This is a genomic window from Sinomonas sp. ASV486 (genome assembly GCF_030908215.1).
GTDB lineage: Bacteria > Actinomycetota > Actinomycetes > Actinomycetales > Micrococcaceae > Sinomonas > Sinomonas puerhi.
This window is the reverse complement of sequence record NZ_JAVFJK010000004.1, coordinates 164,796-184,345: the sequence shown is the minus strand read 5'-3', so window position 1 is coordinate 184,345 and position 19,550 is coordinate 164,796. Positions and strand designations below refer to the sequence as shown.

At 69.4% G+C, this 19,550-nt stretch carries 16 protein-coding genes and 2 riboswitches; of the genes, 8 read left to right on the top strand and 8 right to left on the bottom strand.

Features of this window, described 5'->3' with window-relative positions; all coding sequences use genetic code 11:
- Nucleotides 1-108 precede the first annotated feature (108 nt).
- Nucleotides 109-2,094: an acetate--CoA ligase gene (gene acs, locus RBS60_RS07435; protein WP_307956907.1), complete on the bottom strand. Its 1,986-nt coding sequence runs from the start codon at nt 2,092-2,094 to the stop codon at nt 109-111.
- 5 nt (nt 2,095-2,099) lie between these two features.
- Nucleotides 2,100-2,194, bottom strand: a riboswitch (SAM riboswitch).
- 252 nt (nt 2,195-2,446) lie between these two features.
- Nucleotides 2,447-2,558, top strand: a riboswitch (SAM riboswitch).
- Between the two features lie 39 nt (nt 2,559-2,597).
- Here acs and RBS60_RS07430 point away from each other — a divergent pair.
- The 3 genes from RBS60_RS07430 (at nt 2,598) to RBS60_RS07420 (ending at nt 4,435) form a co-directional block, all read left to right on the top strand.
- On the top strand, nt 2,598-3,080 hold the full coding sequence (locus RBS60_RS07430; RefSeq protein WP_307956906.1) for a flavin reductase family protein: 483 nt from the start codon (nt 2,598-2,600) through the stop codon (nt 3,078-3,080).
- Nucleotides 3,081-3,160: 80 nt separating this feature from the next.
- Entirely contained in the window at nt 3,161-4,072 is a 912-nt protein-coding gene (locus tag RBS60_RS07425) for an oxygenase MpaB family protein (protein ID WP_307956905.1), read from the top strand.
- 69 nt (nt 4,073-4,141) lie between these two features.
- Nucleotides 4,142-4,435, top strand: coding sequence for a DUF503 domain-containing protein (locus RBS60_RS07420; protein WP_307956904.1), 294 nt, complete (start codon nt 4,142-4,144; stop codon nt 4,433-4,435).
- A 6-nt stretch (nt 4,436-4,441) separates the two neighbouring features.
- Here the strand turns inward: RBS60_RS07420 and RBS60_RS07415 are convergent, their stop codons facing one another.
- A complete protein-coding gene (locus RBS60_RS07415) occupies nt 4,442-4,873 on the bottom strand; it encodes a hypothetical protein (protein ID WP_307956903.1) in 432 nt (143 codons plus the stop codon).
- 113 nt (nt 4,874-4,986) lie between these two features.
- Between RBS60_RS07415 and RBS60_RS07410 the strand changes: the two genes are divergently transcribed.
- Complete coding sequence (locus RBS60_RS07410; RefSeq protein ID WP_307956902.1) at nt 4,987-6,711, top strand: LssY C-terminal domain-containing protein; 1,725 nt, start codon at nt 4,987-4,989, stop codon at nt 6,709-6,711.
- Between the two features lie 10 nt (nt 6,712-6,721).
- Here the strand turns inward: RBS60_RS07410 and RBS60_RS07405 are convergent, their stop codons facing one another.
- From RBS60_RS07405 to RBS60_RS07395, 3 genes are all read right to left on the bottom strand, one after another.
- Nucleotides 6,722-7,351: a VOC family protein gene (locus RBS60_RS07405; protein WP_307956901.1), complete on the bottom strand. Its 630-nt coding sequence runs from the start codon at nt 7,349-7,351 to the stop codon at nt 6,722-6,724.
- A gap of 309 nt (nt 7,352-7,660) precedes the next feature.
- Nucleotides 7,661-8,071 carry a VOC family protein gene (locus RBS60_RS07400; RefSeq protein ID WP_307956900.1) on the bottom strand — a complete coding sequence of 137 codons (411 nt, stop codon included), beginning with the start codon at nt 8,069-8,071 and terminating at the stop codon, nt 7,661-7,663.
- Between the two features lie 9 nt (nt 8,072-8,080).
- Nucleotides 8,081-8,521: a helix-turn-helix transcriptional regulator gene (locus RBS60_RS07395; protein ID WP_307956899.1), complete on the bottom strand. Its 441-nt coding sequence runs from the start codon at nt 8,519-8,521 to the stop codon at nt 8,081-8,083.
- Between the two features lie 246 nt (nt 8,522-8,767).
- Here RBS60_RS07395 and RBS60_RS07390 point away from each other — a divergent pair, with 246 nt between their 5' ends.
- Nucleotides 8,768-11,899 (top strand): alpha-amylase family glycosyl hydrolase, encoded by a 3,132-nt coding sequence (locus tag RBS60_RS07390; RefSeq protein WP_307956898.1) that lies wholly within the window; start codon nt 8,768-8,770, stop codon nt 11,897-11,899.
- Nucleotides 11,900-12,029: 130 nt separating this feature from the next.
- Here RBS60_RS07390 and RBS60_RS07385 read toward each other — a convergent pair whose 3' ends face one another.
- Nucleotides 12,030-13,277, bottom strand: a complete 1,248-nt coding sequence (locus RBS60_RS07385; protein ID WP_307956897.1) for an AbrB family transcriptional regulator — start codon at nt 13,275-13,277, stop codon at nt 12,030-12,032.
- Nucleotides 13,278-13,499: 222 nt separating this feature from the next.
- Here RBS60_RS07385 and RBS60_RS07380 point away from each other — a divergent pair, with 222 nt between their 5' ends.
- Nucleotides 13,500-14,222, top strand: coding sequence for a GNAT family protein (locus tag RBS60_RS07380; protein WP_307956896.1), 723 nt, complete (start codon nt 13,500-13,502; stop codon nt 14,220-14,222).
- Nucleotides 14,223-14,243: 21 nt separating this feature from the next.
- Here RBS60_RS07380 and RBS60_RS07375 read toward each other — a convergent pair whose 3' ends face one another.
- On the bottom strand, nt 14,244-15,296 hold the full coding sequence (locus RBS60_RS07375) for an iron ABC transporter substrate-binding protein (protein WP_369046325.1): 1,053 nt from the start codon (nt 15,294-15,296) through the stop codon (nt 14,244-14,246).
- A gap of 246 nt (nt 15,297-15,542) precedes the next feature.
- On the opposite strand from RBS60_RS07375, the gene RBS60_RS07370 reads away from it, so the two are divergent.
- Nucleotides 15,543-15,935: a VOC family protein gene (locus RBS60_RS07370; protein ID WP_307957090.1), complete on the top strand. Its 393-nt coding sequence runs from the start codon at nt 15,543-15,545 to the stop codon at nt 15,933-15,935.
- Nucleotides 15,936-16,010: 75 nt separating this feature from the next.
- Entirely contained in the window at nt 16,011-17,018 is a 1,008-nt protein-coding gene (locus RBS60_RS07365; RefSeq protein WP_307956894.1) for a zinc-dependent alcohol dehydrogenase family protein, read from the top strand.
- Here the strand turns inward: RBS60_RS07365 and RBS60_RS07360 are convergent.
- Complete coding sequence (locus RBS60_RS07360) at nt 17,011-19,536, bottom strand: HAD-IC family P-type ATPase (RefSeq protein WP_307956893.1); 2,526 nt, start codon at nt 19,534-19,536, stop codon at nt 17,011-17,013. The two genes, RBS60_RS07365 and RBS60_RS07360, sit on opposite strands and share 8 nt — an antisense overlap.
- Nucleotides 19,537-19,550: the final 14 nt, after the last annotated feature.

Below are 19,550 nucleotides of genomic sequence, written 5' to 3'. Positions count from 1 at the left end.
CGCAACAGTCGGCCAGAGACCCCACAACGGTCCGCCAGGGACCCCACAACCGGATTCGTTCGGGTTGCGGGGTCTCTGGCGTTTGCCTGTGGGGTCTCTGGCCGCGGACTACCGGGCCGCGAGGACCTTCTCGATCTCCTCGACGCACGGCTCGTTCTGAAGGCTCGTCGTGTCGCCGAGTGCGGTGCCCTCGAAGAGCTGCGTGAGCAGGCGCCGCATGATCTTGCCTGAGCGCGTCTTGGGCACGTCTGGGACCACGACGACGTCGCGCGGCTTCGCGATCGGGCCGATCTCCTTCGTGATGTGGGCGCGGAGGGCGTCGGCGAGGCTCGACGGGCCATCGGGGAGTGCCGCTACGGCGTCCGGATTCACGACGACGAACGCCGCCACCGCGTGCCCCGTCTTCGCATCAGAGACCGGGCAGACGCCAGCCTCGACCACGGCCGGGTGCGAGACGAGAGCGGACTCGATCTCGATTGTCGAGAGCCGGTGCCCGGAGACGTTGAGCACGTCGTCGACGCGCCCGAGGATCCAGGTGTCGCCGTCGGAATCGAACTTCGCGCCGTCGCCGGCGAGGAACCAGCCCTGCTCCGCGTACTTGCGCCAGTACGAGTCCAGGTACCGCTGCGGGTTGCCCCACACGGTGCGCGCCATGGCGGGCCCGGTCTCGGTGACCACGATGTAGCCCTGCACGCCCGGCGGCACCGGAGCGCCGTCGTCGTCCACGATCGCGGTGGCGAGACCGGGCAGCGCCCTCGTGGCACACCCGGGCTTGAACGCGGCGTCGGTCTGCCGCGGGGAGAGCACCGTCGCGCCGGTCTCGGACTGCCACCACGTGTCCACCATCGGGACGTGGTGCGGGCCCACGGCGGCGTCGCGCCCGATGTTGGCCCGCAGCCATCGCCATGCCTCCGGGTTCACGGCCTCGCCCACGGTCCCGAGGACCCGGATCGAGCTGAAGTTGTACTCGGCCGGGACGCCGTCGGGGAACCAGCCCATGAGCGAGCGCACCAGCGTTGGCGCGGTGTAGTAGCTCGTGACGCCGTAGCGCTGGATGATCTCGAAGTGCCGGCCCGGGTGCGGCGTGTTGGGCGTGCCCTCGAAGATCACCTGCGTGACGCCGTTGGAGAGCGGCCCGTAGATCTCGTACGTGTGCGCCGTGACCCACGCGAGGTCGGCTGTGCACCAGTGCACGTCCCTGTCGCGCAGCGCCGGGTCGGGGTTCGAGAACAGATACTCGTGGCTCCAGGACGACTGGGTCAGGTAGCCGCCGGTCGTGTGCACGAGGCCCTTGGGCTTCCCGGTGGTCCCGGAGGTGTACATGATGAACAGCGGCGTCTCGGCGTCGAACGCCTCGGCCTCGTGCACGTCGGGCTGCGCGTCGACGAGCTCGTGCCACCACACGTCACGGCCCGGCGTCCACTCGATGTCGGACCCCGTCCGCCTGATCACCAGGACATGTTCGACGGCGTTGTCCCCGCCGGCCGCTCCGCCGCGCACCGCGGCGTCGGCGTTCTCCTTGACCGGGACGGCCTTGCCACGGCGGTACTGTCCGTCCGTGGTGACGAGCAGCTTGGCGCCCGTGTCCTCGACCCGGAATCGCAGGGCCTCGGCGGAGAACCCGCCGAACACGAGCGAGTGCACCGCGCCGATTCGGGCGCACGCGAGAGTGATGACCACGGTCTCGACGAGCACGGGCAGGTAGACGACCACACGGTCGCCCTTGCCGACCCCGAGCGCGAGCAGCGCGTTTGCCGCCTGGGAGACACGCCGTTGGAGGTCTGCGTACGTGACGGTGAGGCGGTCGCCCGGCTCACCCTCGAAGTGCAGCGCAACTTTGTCCCCGCGCCCCGCGGCCACGTGCCGGTCCGCGCAGTTCACCGCCGCATTGAGGCGGCCGCCCTCGAACCAGCGGATTACGGGGGGCTCGTTGGCCTCGGGGTCTGCCGGGATCCAGGTGTGGGCGGTGTCCCACTCGCGCTCCCACGCGAGGCGCCGCGCGGCGTTCTCCCAGAACGCGATCCGGTTGGGGTCGGTCTGGGCAGAACCGCTCTGGTCGGAATTGACAGCGGGGGCAGGGGTTATTGCGGACATTCACATCTCCATCGGTTCTGGCGGTAGCACCAGTGGCACTTGGTGGCCAGGGTTGCTGCGGCGTCGTGGAGCCAGATCTCTCGGCCGCTCGGGATGGGTTTGCTTCAACTTTCACGCAATTCGCGCCCTCGGCGCAAACACGCGGTGCGCGGCCGTAATAATCGCGGCGTGCGCAGGCGGCGTGTGCACGGGCGGTGAGGCACGACGGCGGGTGCCCACCCGCCGTCGTGCCTCGCCGATCAGGCGCCGCGCGGCGGGCCGGGTCAGCTCATTTGACAGTGTGTCGCAGTGTGTCCAGCCCGGTGGCCCGGGCTGGACGAGCCTCGCGAACTTTCCGTAGGGTGGAAGGCAGGATCAAGAGTCCCGGCGTTAAGCTCTGGCTGGCCGGGCGGCAACCCTCTCCCGTAGTGGGGTGCCCCAGATGAGGATCCGGCCGCGGTGTCCATCCGCGGCAAGTACGGCGCCTGATGCACCGGGCGTCCTTCCGATGCTGGAGCAACCTCATGACCGCGATGCCGCTCGACCTTGTGACCGGTGCTGACCTGCGCCGCGCCATGGGGCGCTGGGCGACGGGCATCTCGGTCATGACCACCTCGGACGGCGGCACGGTTGCGGGCCTCGTGAGCAACTCGTTCACCTCGGTCAGCCTCGACCCGCCGCTCGTCTCCTGGGCGGTGGACAAGAAGTCGAGCTCATTCGAGATCTGGAACCGCACCGACAACTACGCCGTGCACATCCTGTCCGAGTCCCACCAGGACTTGGTCAAGAGGTTCGCGGCGAAGGGAACGGACAAGTTCGCGGGACTGGCCTGGGAGCCCGGGACCCTGGGCTCTCCCATCGTGGCCGACGACGTCCCGCACCTCGAGTGTCGCCTCTGGCAGCGGGTGGACGCAGGGGACCACGTCATCCTGATCGGCGAGGTAGTCACCGTCTCGGATCAGGACGACTTCCGCCCCCTCACGAACCACGTGTACTGGGCAAAGTAGACCCCACCCGCCGGGGCCCCGACTCCGAGTCAACGGAGGGGGCTCCGGCGGCTTCTTCTTTCCGGCCGTACGCTGGGGAGGTGCCCCTCGACGCGCTCGGCCCGCTCCGCACCCGCCTCCGCCTGACCTTCGCCGGCCAGTCCGAAAGCGTTCCCGCATGGGAGACGGCCCTCGAGGAGGGCGATGACGCGGGCTTCTTCGCGCCCGACTCCGCCGTCTGGGCGGTCCACAGCTCCATGTCGCCGATCGCCGGCGGCATCCGCGCCCTCCTCACCCAGGCCCTCCACCCCGGTGTGCTGGCCGGCGTCGCGGACCACTCGGACTACCGCACCGACCCGCTCGCACGGCTCGCGGGGACCATCCGCTGGATCTTCACGGTCACCTACGGGGACACGACGGCGGCGCGGCGCGCGTGCGCGTACGTGCGGCGGCGCCATGAGCCGGTCGAGGGCGACTACGTATCCGGCAGCGGCAAGCACCTGCACTATTCCGCCAACGACCCGGCCCTTGCCGAGTGGGTCCACATCGCGTTCACGGACGCGTTCCTGCGCACGTACGAGGCACTCCACGGGCCGGTGCCCGGCGGCGCGGACGCGTACGTGGGCGGGTGGGCGCTCGCCGGCGAGCTCATGGGCGTGGCGGATCCGCCGCGTACCGAGGCCGCGTTGCAGTCGCGCATCGAGGCGTTCGACGCCGCGGGGCAGCTGGCCGGCGGCCCCCGTGTCGCCGAGGTGGTCGCCTTCCTGCGGCGTCCGCCCCTCGACCCGCTGCTCAAGCCGGGCTACGCCATGCTGTTCGGCGCCGTGCTCGAGACGATGCCGCAGCGGCACCTCGACCTGCTGGGACTGTCGCGCCCCCGGCTCGGCCCGATGCCGCTGCCCGCGACGCCGGCCGCGAAGGCGACGCTCGCCGTCGTCGGCCGCGCCCTCGGTCCCATCGGGCCGAGCCAGGCCGCCGCCCGACGCCGCCTCGCCCGGCTTGGCGCAGTCTGACGACCACGGCCAGCACCTGCAATTGCGTCAGCTCGCGGCGCGCAGCTCGTGGCGCGGGAGAATGGGCGCATGTGGATCGCCTGGATCGAGCTGGACCTGCTGCTGGGAGACGTTCACTCGCTCAAGGAAAAGCGGTCCGTGGTGAGGCCGATCATCGCCGAGGTTCGGAAGAGGTTCGAGGTTTCGGTCGCGGAGGTCGGGGACATGGACCTGCACAGGCGGGCACGCATCGGCGCGGTCGTGGTGAGCGCGGACCGAGCGCACGCGCTCGAGGTGGTCGACGCCGTCGAACGCCTCGTGGCGGGCCGGCCCGAGGTCGAGCTGCTCAGCGCGCGGCGCCGGGACCTGCACAGTGAGGACTGATGCGCGTCAGCGCACGAAGAGCATGACCACGTGAAGCGCGCTCAGCGCCACGCCCCCGATCGCCATCGCCGAGATGCGTGCGGCCCGGAACCGCGAGCGGGCGAACGATCCCCACGCGCCGAACACCGAGCCGAGGAGAGGCGGCGCCGCGAGGAACGCGCCGATCCACGGCACGAATCCCAGAGTGAGCGCGAGGAGACCCAGCCCCAGGGAAATCCCGCCGAGAGCCGTCGCGAGCCGGGAGACGGGCTTGTACGGGCGGGGCCCGCGCTGCCGTGTCGGAGCCACGGCCGACGGCGCCGACCCACCCCTGCGGACGAGCTCACCTCTGCGCTGTTCGGCTGCGCCGGGCGTGCCGGCCAGCGGGACGCCGTCGGGCCAGTAGGCGCTCGGGTCTCGGTAGGGGTTCCTCCGTGGGGCGTGGCCGGGTGTGCTCACCGTTCGATTATGCCCGCTCAGCCCCGCGACTACTCTCGGGGTTCACCCTGAGCGGACCCTGAAACGCGCGGGGTACGCAGGGATTTCGGAACGTGCCGGGGAGAATCGGGAACATGGCATCAGAGGAAGGCACCGACGGGGTCCGCATCGCGAACGCACCGACACACAGGCGCGCGAGCGTGCACCTCCTCGTCGCCCTGCTTGCCCTGGCGCTCATCGTGGCAGGCTTCTACGCGGTCAGGACGCTGACGATCTTCGTTTCGCCGATGCTGTTCCTCGCCGCGGTCTTCCTCGAGGCGGTCGCCGTCACCGTCTTTGTCTTCGCGGTCGTGAGGGCGCTGACCCTGCCGGGGAAGGTGCTGCGCTCCCTGGGGAGATCAGCCTGGGAGGGCCTCGCCTCGAACGCCTACGTGGTCAGGGTGCGGACGAGCGAGACGGCGTGGGTGGGATGGCTCCGCGGCCGATTCAGACGGGACAGCCCCGCCGGGATCTGGCTGACGGGCACCGTGGCGATCGCCGCGTGGCCTCTCATGAGCTTCCTGGGGGTGGCGTTCACCGTTGCCACCGGTGGGGCGCTGACCCGGGTCGACGAGCGGATCGCGAACCTCATGCCAGCAGTGCGGACGCCGGGGGAAACTGTCTTCTTCACGGCCGCGACGATGCTTGTGAACTGGCAGGCCCTGACCTTCTTGACCGTCGCCGCCGCGGCCATGCTGTGGTGGGAACGACAGCGGTTCCTGGCCGTGGTCGTCGTCGGCGCCGTCGTGGGACAGGAACTGCTCGCGACGGTGGTCAAGCTGCTCTTCGGCAGGCACAGGCCGGACGCCTCGCTCGCCCTGCTCGACGTGGGCACCCTCGGCTTCCCGAGCGGACATGCCGTGCGCGTTACCGTGGTCTACGGGCTCCTTGCCTACCTGCTGGTCAAGGCCTATCGCACCACGGTGGCGCGCACCCTAGTCGTGGCGGGGTACCTCGTGGTGGTGCTCCTCGTCGCGATGAGCCGCGTGTACTTGGGGGTGCATTTCGTGAGCGACGTGTGGGGCGGCGTGCTGCTCGGTGCTGCATTCCTGACCGCGGTCGTCGGCTTCCTCGAGATCGCGGCTCGGTTCCCCATCGTCCGGCACGAACGGCGAGCGGGCAGCGCGGGGCGGGCGTTCGCCGTCGTGCCGGCGATCGGGATCGTCTTCGCGGTTGTGACCGCGCCGCTGCTGATCCACCCGCACGAGCACCCCGGGGAGCCGACCACCCAGCAGCTGCCTGCCCTGGACGCGGCGTCCTTCTCCAGACTGCCGCTCTACAGCGAGACGCTCACCGGCGACCACATGGAACCGGCCAACTTCATCTTCGTGGGCACCGAGGACCAGCTCGTCGGGGCCTTCGAAGGCGCCGGGTGGGCCCGTGCCGACCGGTCGACGTTCGCCAACACGCTTCAGGCGTTTGCGGTGGGGATCCAGGGCGGCCAGTACGCCTCGGCCCCAGTGACGCCCGCGTTCATGGCGGGCGAGCCGGAGACGGTTGCGTTCCAGAAGGCGACGGCCTCGAACTCGTTGCGCCAGCGGCACCACACCCGCATCTGGCGCACCGACTACGCCGCCCCTGACGGTCGTCCGATCTGGGAGGCCACGGCGAGCTTCGACGACGGGATTGAGTTCGCCGGGGCGGCCAAGGTGCCAACCCACCACATCGACCCGAACATCGACGTCGAGCGGGCTTTCATCATCGGCACGCTCGGGTATCCCGAGCGGCTCGTGCCGCTCACGCACCCCCAGATGGGGCACAACGGCAGCGGCGATGAGTTCTTCACGGACGGGAAGGCGCAGCTCGTCGTCCTGCGGTGAACCTGCAGGGTCAGACGGTCCGGGCGAGCTTCGACGCCTCCCAGGCAAATCCGTCGGGATCCGTCACCGCGCGGGCGCTGCCGGTGATCGCGAGGCGGTGGGAGCCGGTCCCCTCAGGGGCCGCCCCAGCGTCCTTGGCCAGCGCGCGACGGCGGTAGAGGGCCAGCTTGACCGGGCCGTCTGCCGCGAACTCGACGTACATGCGGCCGAAGGCCTTGGCCACGGTGAGCCCGCGATCCGTGTAGAACCTCCTGCTGGCGGCCACGTCGGCAACGCCCAGCAGCAGAACGACCTCGTCGGTCTGCCGCTGTGCCGGGCCCGAGTCCTTCTTCTCGGACGTGGCAACCTTCCAGATGGTCCCGTCCGGGGCCTGGATCACGCCGCCGTAGCCCCAGAGTGACTTGGACGCGGGCTTGAGGGCTGCCGCTCCGCCGGCGAGGGCGGCGTCGAGGAGGAGATCTGCGTTGGCGGGCTGGGACACCACAAAGGATAGGGTGAATCCCCGGAAGCCGTTCGTGGTCTGCTGCGATTCGCGCAGCCGCACATGGGCGGCCAGGTCCAGGCCAAACGCGCCGGTGTAGAAGTCCCGGGCGGCCGCGAGGTCCGCCACTTCGAGGGTGATTGAGTCGATGATGCCCATGGTCTTCACGCTATCCGGGCGCGCTGAGCGCCGCTTCTCGATTCCTGACCGGTCTGCAGACCGGTTCGTCGCGGCGCAACGCCGCGTATTCTTCCGGGGACATCCCGTAGGCGAGCGCGAACTCGCCGGCGAGCTGGGCCGCCGGTACGCCGGCCGCGCGAGCGAGCGCGGCGGTGTCGAGGTGGCATGCGCAGTTCCCGCCGCTCCGCGCGGCGTTTCGGTCGATCAGGTCGCGGACGCGTCGTACCCGCGCGAGGTCGCACGGGTACGGCGCGGGGGCATGCGCCGGGCCCCAGGCGGGATGGCACATCAGCGAATCTCTTGGACGCGGATCTGGTTGCCCGCCGGGTCGCGGAACGCACAGTCGCGCAGGCCGTAGGGCTGCAGGGTCGGTTCCTGGATCACCTCGGCGTCGGTGGCCTGGACCTTCTCGAAGACCTCGTCGATGTTGGGGGTGGCCAACAGGATCCAGCCGTAGGTGCCCTTGGCCATCATCTCGGAGATGGTGCGGCGCTCGTCGTCGGTGATCCCGGGATCGATGGCCGGCGGGGCCAGAAGGATCGATGTGCTGGGCTGGCCGACGGGCCCGACAGTGATCCATCGCATGGTGCCCTTGCCGACGTCCTGACGGACCTCGAAGCCGAGCACGTCGCGGTAGAAGGCCACCGAGGCTTCGGGATCAACATGGGGGAGTGCGCTTGCGTGAATGGTGAGTTCCATGCCTTCACGCTAGAGCGTGCGGGCAGGCCACGCTTCTCGATTCCTGATCGGTCTCGTGACCTGCTTGGCGATGCACGGCAGCATGCCTTCGGTGATGTCCGCGCCGTGGTCTCGGTAGGTGCTGGGAGGGACCCCCACGAGCTCCGCGAACCGGGTGCTGAACGTGCCCAGCGACGAGAAGCCCACCTCGAAGCACACGTCCGTGACGCTGAGTTCCCCCACCCGTAGCAGGGCCATGGCCCGCTCGATCCGGCGCGTCATGAGGTACTGGTACACCGACTCGCCGTACGCGGTCCTGAACAGCCGGCTCAGGTGCCCAGCAGACATGTGGATGCCCTGGGCGAGTGCCTCGACGTTCAGCGGCAGCGCGTAGTCGCGGTCGATCCGGTCCCGGACGCGCCGCAGGAGGGCGAGGTCGCGCAGGTGGGAATCGGCGGGTGGTTGCGTCACCCCTCGATGCTGACAAGGGAGCGGCCCGCTGTCGAGACACGGCGCTCAGATACCGGTGAAAGCGTTTCCAGACGAGGGGGAATCAACGGAATCCGTCGAGACTGATGACAGGAAACACAGTCGCAGACGGTGAGGATGAAAGCCTTTCCAGCGCGTGTTCCAGAGGCAGACTTCCGAACCCTTGTCACGCAAGTGTGACTCGTGTCATAGTTACCCGCGGTGTAAACGTTTTCATAGGAGGTTTCCATGAAGAATCGCCGTATCCCTTCGCGCGACGTGAGAGGACGGGCCGCCGCAGCAGCCGCCGTCGTCCTCGTTGCCGGGCTTCTCGCAGGAGGCGCGACGACGGCGCTCGCCGCCCCGCCGCCGTCGCCGCCCGATCCGGCTACTGGGGCCACCCACTCGTTCCGCACGGCCGCGGGCGCCGAGAATTACTACTTCGTCATGACGGACCGCTTCGCGAATGGCACGAGGGCGAACGATCTGGGCGGGCTCGCAGCCGACCCGATGGTTTCGGGCTTCGATCCGACCAACAAGGGCTTCTACCACGGAGGCGACCTCCAGGGCCTCACGGGCAAGCTCGACTACATCCAGGGCCTGGGCACGAGCGCGATCTGGCTCACCCCGAGTTTCAAGAACAAAGCCGTCCAGCCGCAAGACAAGAGCGCGGGCTACCACGGCTACTGGATCACGGACTTCACGCAGATCGACCCGCACCTCGGCACCAACGCCGAGCTCGGAGACCTCATCACCCAGGCGCACTCGCGCGGCATGAAGGTCTACTTCGACATCATCACGAACCACACCGCAGACGTCATCAAGTACACGGAGGGCGACCGTATGCCCTACGTGAGCAAGACCGTCTCGCCCTACAAGGACGCGTCGGGGAAGACGTTCGACGACGCCGCTATCGCCGACCAGCCGACCTTCCCCACGATGGATCCCGCGACGTCGTTCCCGTACCACCCGTACGTCTCGCCCGGCGACGAGAATGCCAAGGTCCCCGCATGGCTCAACGACCTGAGCCTGTACCACAACCGCGGAGACTCGACCTTCGCTGGCGAGAGCGCCAACTACGGCGACTTCTCGGGCCTCGACGACCTGTTCACCGAGAACCCGAAGGTCCTCAACGGGTTCATCGACGTCTACAAGAAGTGGATCGGCGACTTCGGCATCGACGGTTTCCGCATCGACACGATGAAGCACGTCAACGACGCGTTCTGGCAGAAGTTCTCGCCCGCGATCCTGGACTACGCACACTCGGTGGGGAAGAAGGACTTCTTCATGTTCGGCGAGGTCTACGACACCTCGCGGGACTTCACCTCGAAGTTCACGACGTCCGACGGCGTCCAGGCGGTCCTCGACTTCCCGTTCCAGCAGGCGGCGCGCTCGTACGCGTCGGCATCCTCGCCCGCCACGACGCTCCAGAAGCTGTTCCAGGGCGACGACTGGTATACGACCGCGACCTCGAACGTGTACCAGCTGCCCACGTTCCTCGGGAACCACGACATGGGCCGCATCGGCTCCTTCATCAACACCGACAACCCCAAGGCGTCCGACGCCGAGAAGGTGGCGCGCGACCGGCTCGCGAACGAGCTCATGTACTTCTCGCGAGGCAACCCGATCGTCTACTACGGCGACGAGCAGGGCTTCACCGGCACGGGCGGTGACCAGCTTGCCCGCCAGGACATGTTCGCCTCCAAGACGCCCGAGTACCTGGCCGACAGCCTTCTGGGCACGACGGCGACCCACGCCACGGACAACTACGTCACCACCCATCCTCTCTACACCTCAATCGCCGACCTCGCGAAGGTGGTCAAGGACAACCCCGCGCTGCGCTCGGGCGCTCATCAGGATCGCTACGCCGACACGACGGCGGGCGTGTACGCGTTCTCGCGCATCGACGCGACGGCGCAGCGCGAGTACGTCGTGGCGCTGAACAACACCGCGGCTCCGCGTACGGCCGCCGTGCCGACGTACATCGCCCAGCGGCCGTTCACCAAGGTGTTCGGCGCGGGGGCAACGGACCGGCTCAAGACCGCCGCGGACAGGACGCTGACGGTGACGGTCCCGGCGTTCTCCGCCGTGGTCTACGAGTCCGCGGGCCGCATCCCCGACTCGGCTGCGGCGCCCGTGCCCCAGATCGGAACGCCAGCGGCGACGGGCGGGGACAACACGCGCGTCAACGTCACCGCGGACCTCCCGCACGACTCCTTCTACGAGGTCACGTTCCAGGCCCGGACCCCGGGCGCGCAGGGACCGGCCGGGCAGTGGCAGAACATCGGCACCGACGACACCTACCCGTACCAGGTGTTCCACGCGACCAAGGGCATGACACCGGGCACGCCGCTCGAGTACCGTGCGGTCTCGCTGGACAACACCGGCCACACCGCGACCTCGGCGACCGTCTCCGCCGTCGTGCCTACCCCGGTGGACCCGGACGCGCCGAAGGGCCCCGCGCCGCAGCCGCTCTCGGTGAGCATCGCGGGCGACTACCAGCACCTCGCGGGCTGCACCGGCGACTGGGACCCCGCGTGCCGGGCGACGATGGCACAGTACGACCCGATCGCCTCCGAGTGGCGGCTCACCGTTGACCTGCCGGCGGGGACCTACCAGATCAAGGCTGCGCTCAATGGCTCGTGGAAGGAGAACTACGGGGCTGGCGGCGCGCCGAACGGCGGAAACATCACGCTCAACCATCCCGGCGGGAAGCTCACGTTCACGTATCGGCAGGACACGCATTTGACCACGGTCTCAGAGCACGCGTCACAGCCCTCCGCCGTGTCTGTTCCGGGGACGCTCAACACGGCGATGGGATGCGCGAGCAACTGGGATCCCGCGTGCACGCAGGCGCAGCTGACGTTCGACGCCGCGCTGGGAGTCTGGCGCGGGACGTACACCCTGGCGGCTGGCAGCTACTCGTTCAAGGCGGCGCTCAACAAGTCCTGGGACGTGAACTACGGCGTGGGGGGCGCGGTCAACGGCCCCAACATCGGCCTCGACCACCCGGGCGGGACGGTCGTGTTCAGCTACAACGACTCGACCCACCTCGTCACGGCCGGCTGGCCCGTGACGCAGCCCGCTTCGGTCAACTTCCCCGGCACCTACCAGCACCTCGCCGGATGCGCGGGGGACTGGGATCCGGCGTGCGCTGCGACGTCCGCGACGTGGGATCCCCGCTCGCAGGGGTGGATCCTTCGGCTTGCCTCACTGCCGGCCGGGTCGTACTCGTTCAAGGCGGCGCTCAACGGGTCCTGGGACACGAACTACGGGATGAACGGGGCCTTGAACGGGTCCAACATCGGCTTCGACCACGCAGGCGGGCCCGTAGCGTTCCGGTATGACCACACGACTCACTTGGTGACGATCGTGCAGTAGGCGGTGGGAGGTACTCCGGGGCTGTCAGCGGAGGTAGCCCGCTGACAGCCCTCAACCGCGCTCATCCCCATTGCACCGAATCGGCTCGCGCTCTGGGGAACCTGCTGGGGCGGCTTCGCCCCCCGGCATTCTAGGAGACGGCGGACTCCGTCACGACCGGAAGGCGCCTGTTGCTGCCTGCTGCACGCGCAGGCTTCCGCACCTCGGAGGTCTTGCGGGCCAGCCAGCTGATGATCGGCGGGGTCACGAGCATCACGATGAGAAGGCGGGTGCTCTGGACGGTCGAAATGGCAGGGAGGTTTGCGTCCATGGAAGCGGCGGTGGCCAGTACGGCGTTGATGCCCCCAGGCGTGGTAGCGAGGTAGGCGTCGACCAGCGGAAGGCCCAACGCTGCCGAGAACGCCCAGGCCAGCCCCCCGCACGCGAGGCAGACGGCCACCGTCCAGAGCAGCACGTGGGGAAACAGCCTGCCGATGCTCCGTACGGAGGCCCAGGTGAACCTCAGGCCCACCTCAAGGCCGACCAGGACGAAGAGGAGGCCGCGCAGCACGCCATCGGGCGCGAAGCCCTGTGCGGTCCCCGTGAACACGAACAGCGCGGTCATGACCATCGGCCCGAGCAGCGCCGGGGCGGGCATCGAGAAGCGCTTGCCGGCCCTGACCCCGAGGATGCAGACGGCGCCCAGCATGAGAAGTCCCGGGAGCTGATGCGCGCCCTGCGAGAGGTGAAGGATTTGATGTGGGTCGTCCCAGAGCGGCGTGCCCCCAGCCCTCGTGCTCCCGTCTGTGTCGGGGTGCATCGCGGTCGCGACGACGGGTGCCGTGAACGCCACGAGCGCGACCCGGAAGTATTGCGAGAAGGCGACGAGGCGGGAGTCAGCGCCGAGATCGTCCGCAGCCGCCACGACGGCGGCAGAACCGCCCGGAACGAGGCTCAATGCGCCTTCGGCGAGGCCTGTCCGGCCCCATCTGGCCAGAAGAGCTCCGGCCGCGAGGCACAGTGCGATGGTCAGGACGGTCACTGCCATCATCGGCAACGCCGTGGCACCAACTGACTGCAGGGCGGCCGGGCTGACATAGCTGCCCATGAGAACGCCGATTCCGGCCTGGGAGGCCGTGGCCGCAGGCTTCGGCAGCTGTCGCTTCACTGCCCCGGTGAGGGCGGCAGCAGCACCGACCAAGAGCGCCATCAGCAGATGCGGTGCGGGAAGGCCAACCAGCGAAGCGGCCTCGCCGAGGGCGTAGGCGACTCCTCCCAACCCCAGCCACAGGACGGCGGACGCGACACTATGTCGGCCAAATGGTCCGGCCAGAGGCCAGTGCTCCGAGCTTCCTCCACGTGATGTCGCTGCGGGAACATCCGCTCCTGGGCTGAACATTGGGTCACCTTCCGTCGACTTCGCGTGCTCCGGACCCACACGACCCTCCGGGCCGGACGTTACCGACGGGGAAATTGAGGAGTAATTCGAGCCTTGGCCGGGGTGAAGGTTCACGGGAGGGTAGTGAGGTTGGCCACTGACCCTGCGATCGCGCAGTGTCGGGAGGTGCCCAGCGCCGGACGGGCCCAATGCCCGGGGCGCGCTAGCTGCTAGCGTGGGACCATGGCGCTGCTGGAGACCCTCTGGCCCCTGTTCGGCCTCCACCTCAGGACCCCGCGGCTCGTCCTGCGGCCCCTGCGCGACGAGGACATTCCCCACTACGTCGACGCGGCCGCCTCTGGCATCTACGAGCGAGTGAACGGACACATCCCCTTCCCGACAGCATGGGCGGAATCACCCGAGCTGGGGCCGACCGCGGCGCGCTGGATCTGGGAGAACCGCATCAAGTCGCGTCCCGAGTCATGGACCGTGATGTTCGGTGTCTGGTCGTCGGCGGGGGAGTTCCTTGGCTCCCAGGATGTCGCGGCGAAGAACTTCGTCGCGCTCCGGACGGTGACGACCGGCTCGTGGCTGCGCCGCAGTGACCAGGGCCGAGGGCTGGGGAAGGAGATGCGGGCCGCGGTGCTCCTGTGGTGCTTCGACTTCCTCGGCGCGGAGGTGGCCATGACGAGCACGTTCGAGTGGAATGCCCCATCGATCGGGGTGAGCAGGAGTCTCGGATACGAGCCCAACGGCGAGGCGCGGCTGGAGACCTCCCTCGGCGTCGTCGAGCGCGAGGTGCGGTTCCGCCTCGCCCAAGAGCGATTCCAGCGCCCGCCGTGGGAGCTCAGGGTCGAGGGGCACGAGGCGGCCGCCGCCGCGCTCGGGATCCCAGAGGAACGGGGCGGGCACCCAGCCCGCCTTGACGGCGGCGGCGACGACGGCGGTGGGCCTCGGATGTCCTGAGGCCCACCGCAGCGGTGTGCCTCAGAGGAGCCCGGCGCGGGTCATGAGGTCCTCGACTTCGGGGCTGTTGAGCGTGCCGGGGTCGATGGCGGGGGACTGGAGGTCGGTGAGGGGCACGAGCTTGGGGTTGGACGGGACGTTGGATCCCACGGTGTACTCGAAGGACTTCCCGTCCGCCAGGACCTGCTGGCCGGCCTTGGAGGTGATGAAGGCGATGAACTTCTGGGCCTGCTCCTGGTGCTTGCTCGACGCAAGGACCGCGCCGCCGGAGACGCTCACGAACGCGCCGGGGTCCTGGTTGCGGAAGTAGTGCAGGGCGACGTTGTTGCTGTTCTCCCCGGTCTGGGCCTGGTCCACGAACGAGTAGTAGTGGTAGAGGATCCCGGCCTCGATGTCGCCCTTGTTCACCGCGGCGAGCACCGGGGTGTCGTCCTGGAAGCTGCGGGCGTTGTCCTTGATGCCCTTGAGCCAGGCCAGGGTCGCGTCGGGGCCCTTGAGCTGGTCCATGGCGCTGACGATGGCCTGGAAGTCGGCCCCTCCGGTGGATGCGCCGATGCGATCCTTCCACGCCGGGCCACTCAGGTCCATCAGCGAGGCCGGGATCTGGGCCTCGCTGAGCTTCGTCTTGTTGTAGGCCAGCACCGTGGAGCGGGCAGCGATGCCCGTCCAGTCGCCTGCGGCAGGGCGGTATCGCGCGGGGACCTGGTCGAGGGTTCCCTGATCGAGCTTGGCGAGCAGGTGCGCGTTCTCGACCTGGTCCATGGCCGGGGAGTTCTCGGTCAGGAAGACATCCGCGGGGGACGCCTTGCCCTCCTCGATGATCTGGTTGCCCATCTCGAGGTCGTCGCCGTTGCGCAGGAGGACCTTGATCCCGGTCTCCTTCGTGAAGGCGTCCGCCCAGGCCGCGGTCAGCTGCTCGTGCTGGGCGTTGTACACCGTGATCGTGGTGCCGGCGTCTCCGCCGCCCGAGGACGCGGTAGAGGACGTGGCCGCGGGGCCTGAGCAGGCGGCCAGCGCTGTCGCGGCTGTTACGGCGGCGACGAGCTTCACAGTCGTCAGCTTGGACATGGGCATGGGCATGGGCATGGGCCTCTCGGGAACGGACGTATAGGGCGGCACAGCGTGGCTTAGGCAAGCCTTGCCTTGCACTGGAAAGATAACCTCTGGATCCGGTCCTTGTGAAATTAGCGCACATTTGTGTTCCCGAATATGACGACCCGCGCCGGGCGGGAGGGGAGTCGAGGGGCATCAGTGGTTACCACGCGAAGCCTGTTGTCGGGAGAGGTGATCATCATGGGTTCGCCCTGTACCGTGTGGGCCATGGAGATGCGTCTTGAAGTCGTGCAGGTGCCCGTGGCTGATGTCGATAGGTCGAAGTCGTTCTACGTTGAGACGCTGGGCTTCGCCCTTGACCACGACGTCGAGCACATCCCCGGAATGCGTGTGGTCCAGCTGACGCCCCCGGGCTCTGCTGCCTCGATCGTCATTGGAACGGGGATGACGAGCATGAGACCCGGAAGTCTCGAGGGGCTGCAGCTCGTAGCGCCCGATCTGGGCGCCGTCCGCACCCAGCTCCTCGAGCGTGGTGCAGACATCAGCGAGATCCAGGATATGGGCGGGGTTCAGTTCGCCCACTTCGCTGACCCGGATGGCAACCGCTGGGTCATCCAGGGCGCAACGCCTCCCGATTTCAGGGCCGCCCACGTGGACTGAGCCGCCCAAAGGGGTTCGCCAAACCTGCGGCTGCGGACCCTGTCCATGCCCAGCCGGGCAGGTGAGAATAGCGCCATGCGCGCATGGTGGGTGGACGTCCCGGGCCAGGCGGGCGGGAGCCCCGGCCCGCTGGCCTTCGGCGAGAGGCCCGACCCCGTGCCCGGGCCGGGGGAGATCCTCGTGCGGGTCTCCGTCTGCGGCGTCTGCCGCACGGACCTGCACCTCGCCGAAGGAGACCTCGCCCCGAAGCGGCATGGCGTCATCCCCGGGCACGAGGCCGTGGGCCGCGTCGAGGTTCTCGGCCCCGAAGCCCATCGGTTCGAGCCAGGCCAGCGCGTCGGGATCGCGTGGCTGCGCAGCACGTGCGGCACGTGCCGCTTCTGCCTCTCGGGCCGCGAGAACCTCTGCGAAGCACCTCGGTTCACGGGGTGGGACGACGACGGCGGGTACGCGGAGCGCGCCGTCGTGCGCGAGGACTTCGCGTACCGGATCCCGGACGCGTTCAGCGACCGCGAGGCCGCTCCGCTGCTGTGCTCCGGGATCATCGGCTACCGGGCGCTGCAGCGCGCCGCGATGCCCGACGGCGGCAGGCTGGGCATCTATGGGTTCGGCGGCAGCGCGCACCTCACCGCGCAGCTCGCGATGCACCGCGGAGCCACGGTGTACGTCATGACCCGAGCGCCCGAGGCCAGGGAACTCGCGCTCAAGCTCGGCGCCGCGTGGGCTAGCGGCGCGGATGAGGAGCCGCCCGAGAAACTCGACTCGGCCATCCTCTTCGCGCCCGTCGGCACACTCGTTCCGCCCGCGCTCCGCGCCCTCGATCGCGGCGGAACCCTCGCCGTCGCAGGCATCCATCTGAGCGACATCCCGGCACTGAACTACCAGGAGCACCTGTTCGAGGAGCGGCAGCTGCGTAGCGTCACCGCCAACACGCGCTCCGACGGCGAGGAGTTCTTCCGCCTGGCCGCCGAGATCCCGATCCGCACCGCGACGGTGCCCTACGCGTTCGAGGACGCCGACCGGGCGCTCGCGGATCTCGCCGCGGACAGGATCACCGGCGCGGCCGTCCTCGAGGTCACCTGAGGCGGCGCCTCAGCATCTGGTGCGCGGTCTCGATGAGCATGCACGCCCCAGCGGCGAAGGCGAGCGCTGCGACCGTGAGGGCCGGCGCCGGCGCCGTGAGCTGGTGGTATGCAAGTGAGACCGGGACGAGGAGCACCGCGGCCATCCCCGCGTACATCGAGCCGACGAGGAGCACGCGCCACCGCGTGAGCGGGCGCGCCGCAATCGCGAGGACCCACAGGCCCGAGGCCGTGAGCGTGAGGAACGCCGCAGCTTCGATCTGTTCCTGCGACGCGTCCGTGCCCCAGCGCCCGTAGGCGTACACGCCGAGGATCGCCGCGGCCATCGCCAACCCCGACGGCAGCGCCGTGAGCACGGCCCGGCGCAGGAACCCCGGCACGTAGCGCCGCGTATTGGGCACGAGCGCGAGGACGGCAGCAGGGAAGCCGATCATGAGGAAATCGGCGGTCGAGAGCTGCCGAGGAAGGAACGGGAACGCCCACGTCATGGCCCCGAATCCGACGCCGAGGAGGAACGCGTAGATCGTCTTGGTCAGGAACAGCTGCGAGACCCGCTCGATGTTCGCGATGACCCGGCGTCCCTCCGCGACCACGGCGGGCAGCCTGGAGAAGCGACCGTCGACGAGCACGAGCCGCGCGACGGCCTTCGTGGCCGGCGCGGCATTGCCCATCGCGATCCCGAGGTCGGCGGCCTTGAGGGCCAGGGCGTCGTTGACCCCGTCGCCGGTCATCGCCACGACGTGTCCGCGTGACTGGAGTGCCTCGACCATCGCCTTCTTCTGCTGCGGCCCGACCCGCCCGAACACGCTGTGGCGCTCGACGGCGGCGGCCAGCTCCGTGGGATCCTCCGGGAGCGTCCTCGCGTCCACGGGCTCGGCCCTGTCCCCTCCGGCGTCCATTCCAGCGGCGCGGGCTGCAGCCGCCACGGTTCGCGGGCTGTCGCCCGAGAGCACCTTGAGGGCCACACCCTGCTCGCGGAAGTAGGCGAGCGTCACGGCCGCGTCGGGCCGCAGCCGCTCGCGGAACGTGAGGACGACGGCGGGCCGCACCTCGGCGGCCAGCTCGCCGTCGCGGGGGAGCCACCCGGCCCGACACAGCACGATCGCGCGGAGCCCGCTATCGGACGCTTCCGCGCAGAGCTTGCGGGCCTGCGTCCGGAGCTGGTCCGCGGGAGCACCGGTCCCGGGCGCGTCGCCGAGGAGGGCCTCCGGGGCACCGAGCAGCCACGCGCCGTCGGCCGTCCCACCTTCGAAGGCGACCGCGCTCCACCGGCGGCCCGAGGAGAACGCGATGGTCCCGCTCGGCTCGCGGTCCGGGCGCTCGGTGAACGCCTCGGCGAGGGCCGCCGCAGTGGGGTTCGCGTCCTCGTCCGTGCCGATCCAGGCAAGCACCCGCTCCCAGCCCGCAACCGCCAGGGCATCCTCGGCATTCGCGGCGAGCGGGACGGCGGATTCGAAATGGATCCCGCCCTCGGTGAGCGTTCCCGTCTTGTCGAAGCACACGACATCCACGCGGGCCAGCACCTCCACGGCCGCGAGCTCCTCGATGAGGACCTCGCCCTTCGCCAGCCGGACGGTCGCGACGGCGAACGAGACGGTCGTCAGGAGGGCCAGTCCCTGGGGGATCATGATGGTCACCGACGCGATCGCGGCCACGACCGCGTCTCGCCAGGCCCCTGACGCGAGGGCCGCGGACCAGCCGCCCGCGGCCTGCATCTGGCCGTTGAGCACGATCGCGATCATCGGCCCGAGGGCAATGGTGATCCAGCGGACCACCCGGTCCAGGGCCGCACGGAGCTCCGACGAGACCGGAGTGAACCGCTTCGCCTGGGCCGTGAGCCGGGCCGCGTGGGAGCCGTTGCCGAGGGCCGTGGCTCGGAAGCTGCCGCTGCCCGAGACCACGGAGGATCCGGAGAGAACGGTCTCGCCCGGCTGCTTCGGAACCGGCTCCGACTCGCCCGTGAGCAGGGACTCGTCCACGTCGAGGTCGTCGGCGCGCAGCACTGTCCCGTCCACCGGAACCTGGTCGCCGCGGCGCACGAGCACGACGTCGTCCATGACCACCTCGTGCGGGGGCACCTCGACCGCCGCGCCCGAGCGCACCACCCGCACGGGGTCCCTCTTGAGCACCGCAAGCCTGTCGAGCCTGCGCTTGGACTGGAGCTCCTGGGCGAAGCCGAGCACGGTGTTCCCGATTGCCGCGGCGAGGAACATGAGATCCAGCCAGCGCCCGAGGAGCACGAGCGTGAGCCCGGAGAGGCCGAGGATCAGGTTGAAGATCGTGAACAGGTGGGTCGTGGCGATCTGCCACACGGTCCGCGACGTGCGCTGTTCCTGAGTATTGACGAGGCCGGCGGCCCTGCGGACCTCTACCGCTGCGTCATCGAGGCCGGCAGACTCTGGAGCGCTGCGCGACGGCGGACCGCCCAACCCGGTTCCCATGCCCCATGACCCGCCGGCCGACGGCGGCCCCGACCCGGACGCCGCGCTTGCGCGCAGCTGATCCTCGGTCGGGGCCATCGTCGTTGCCTTGT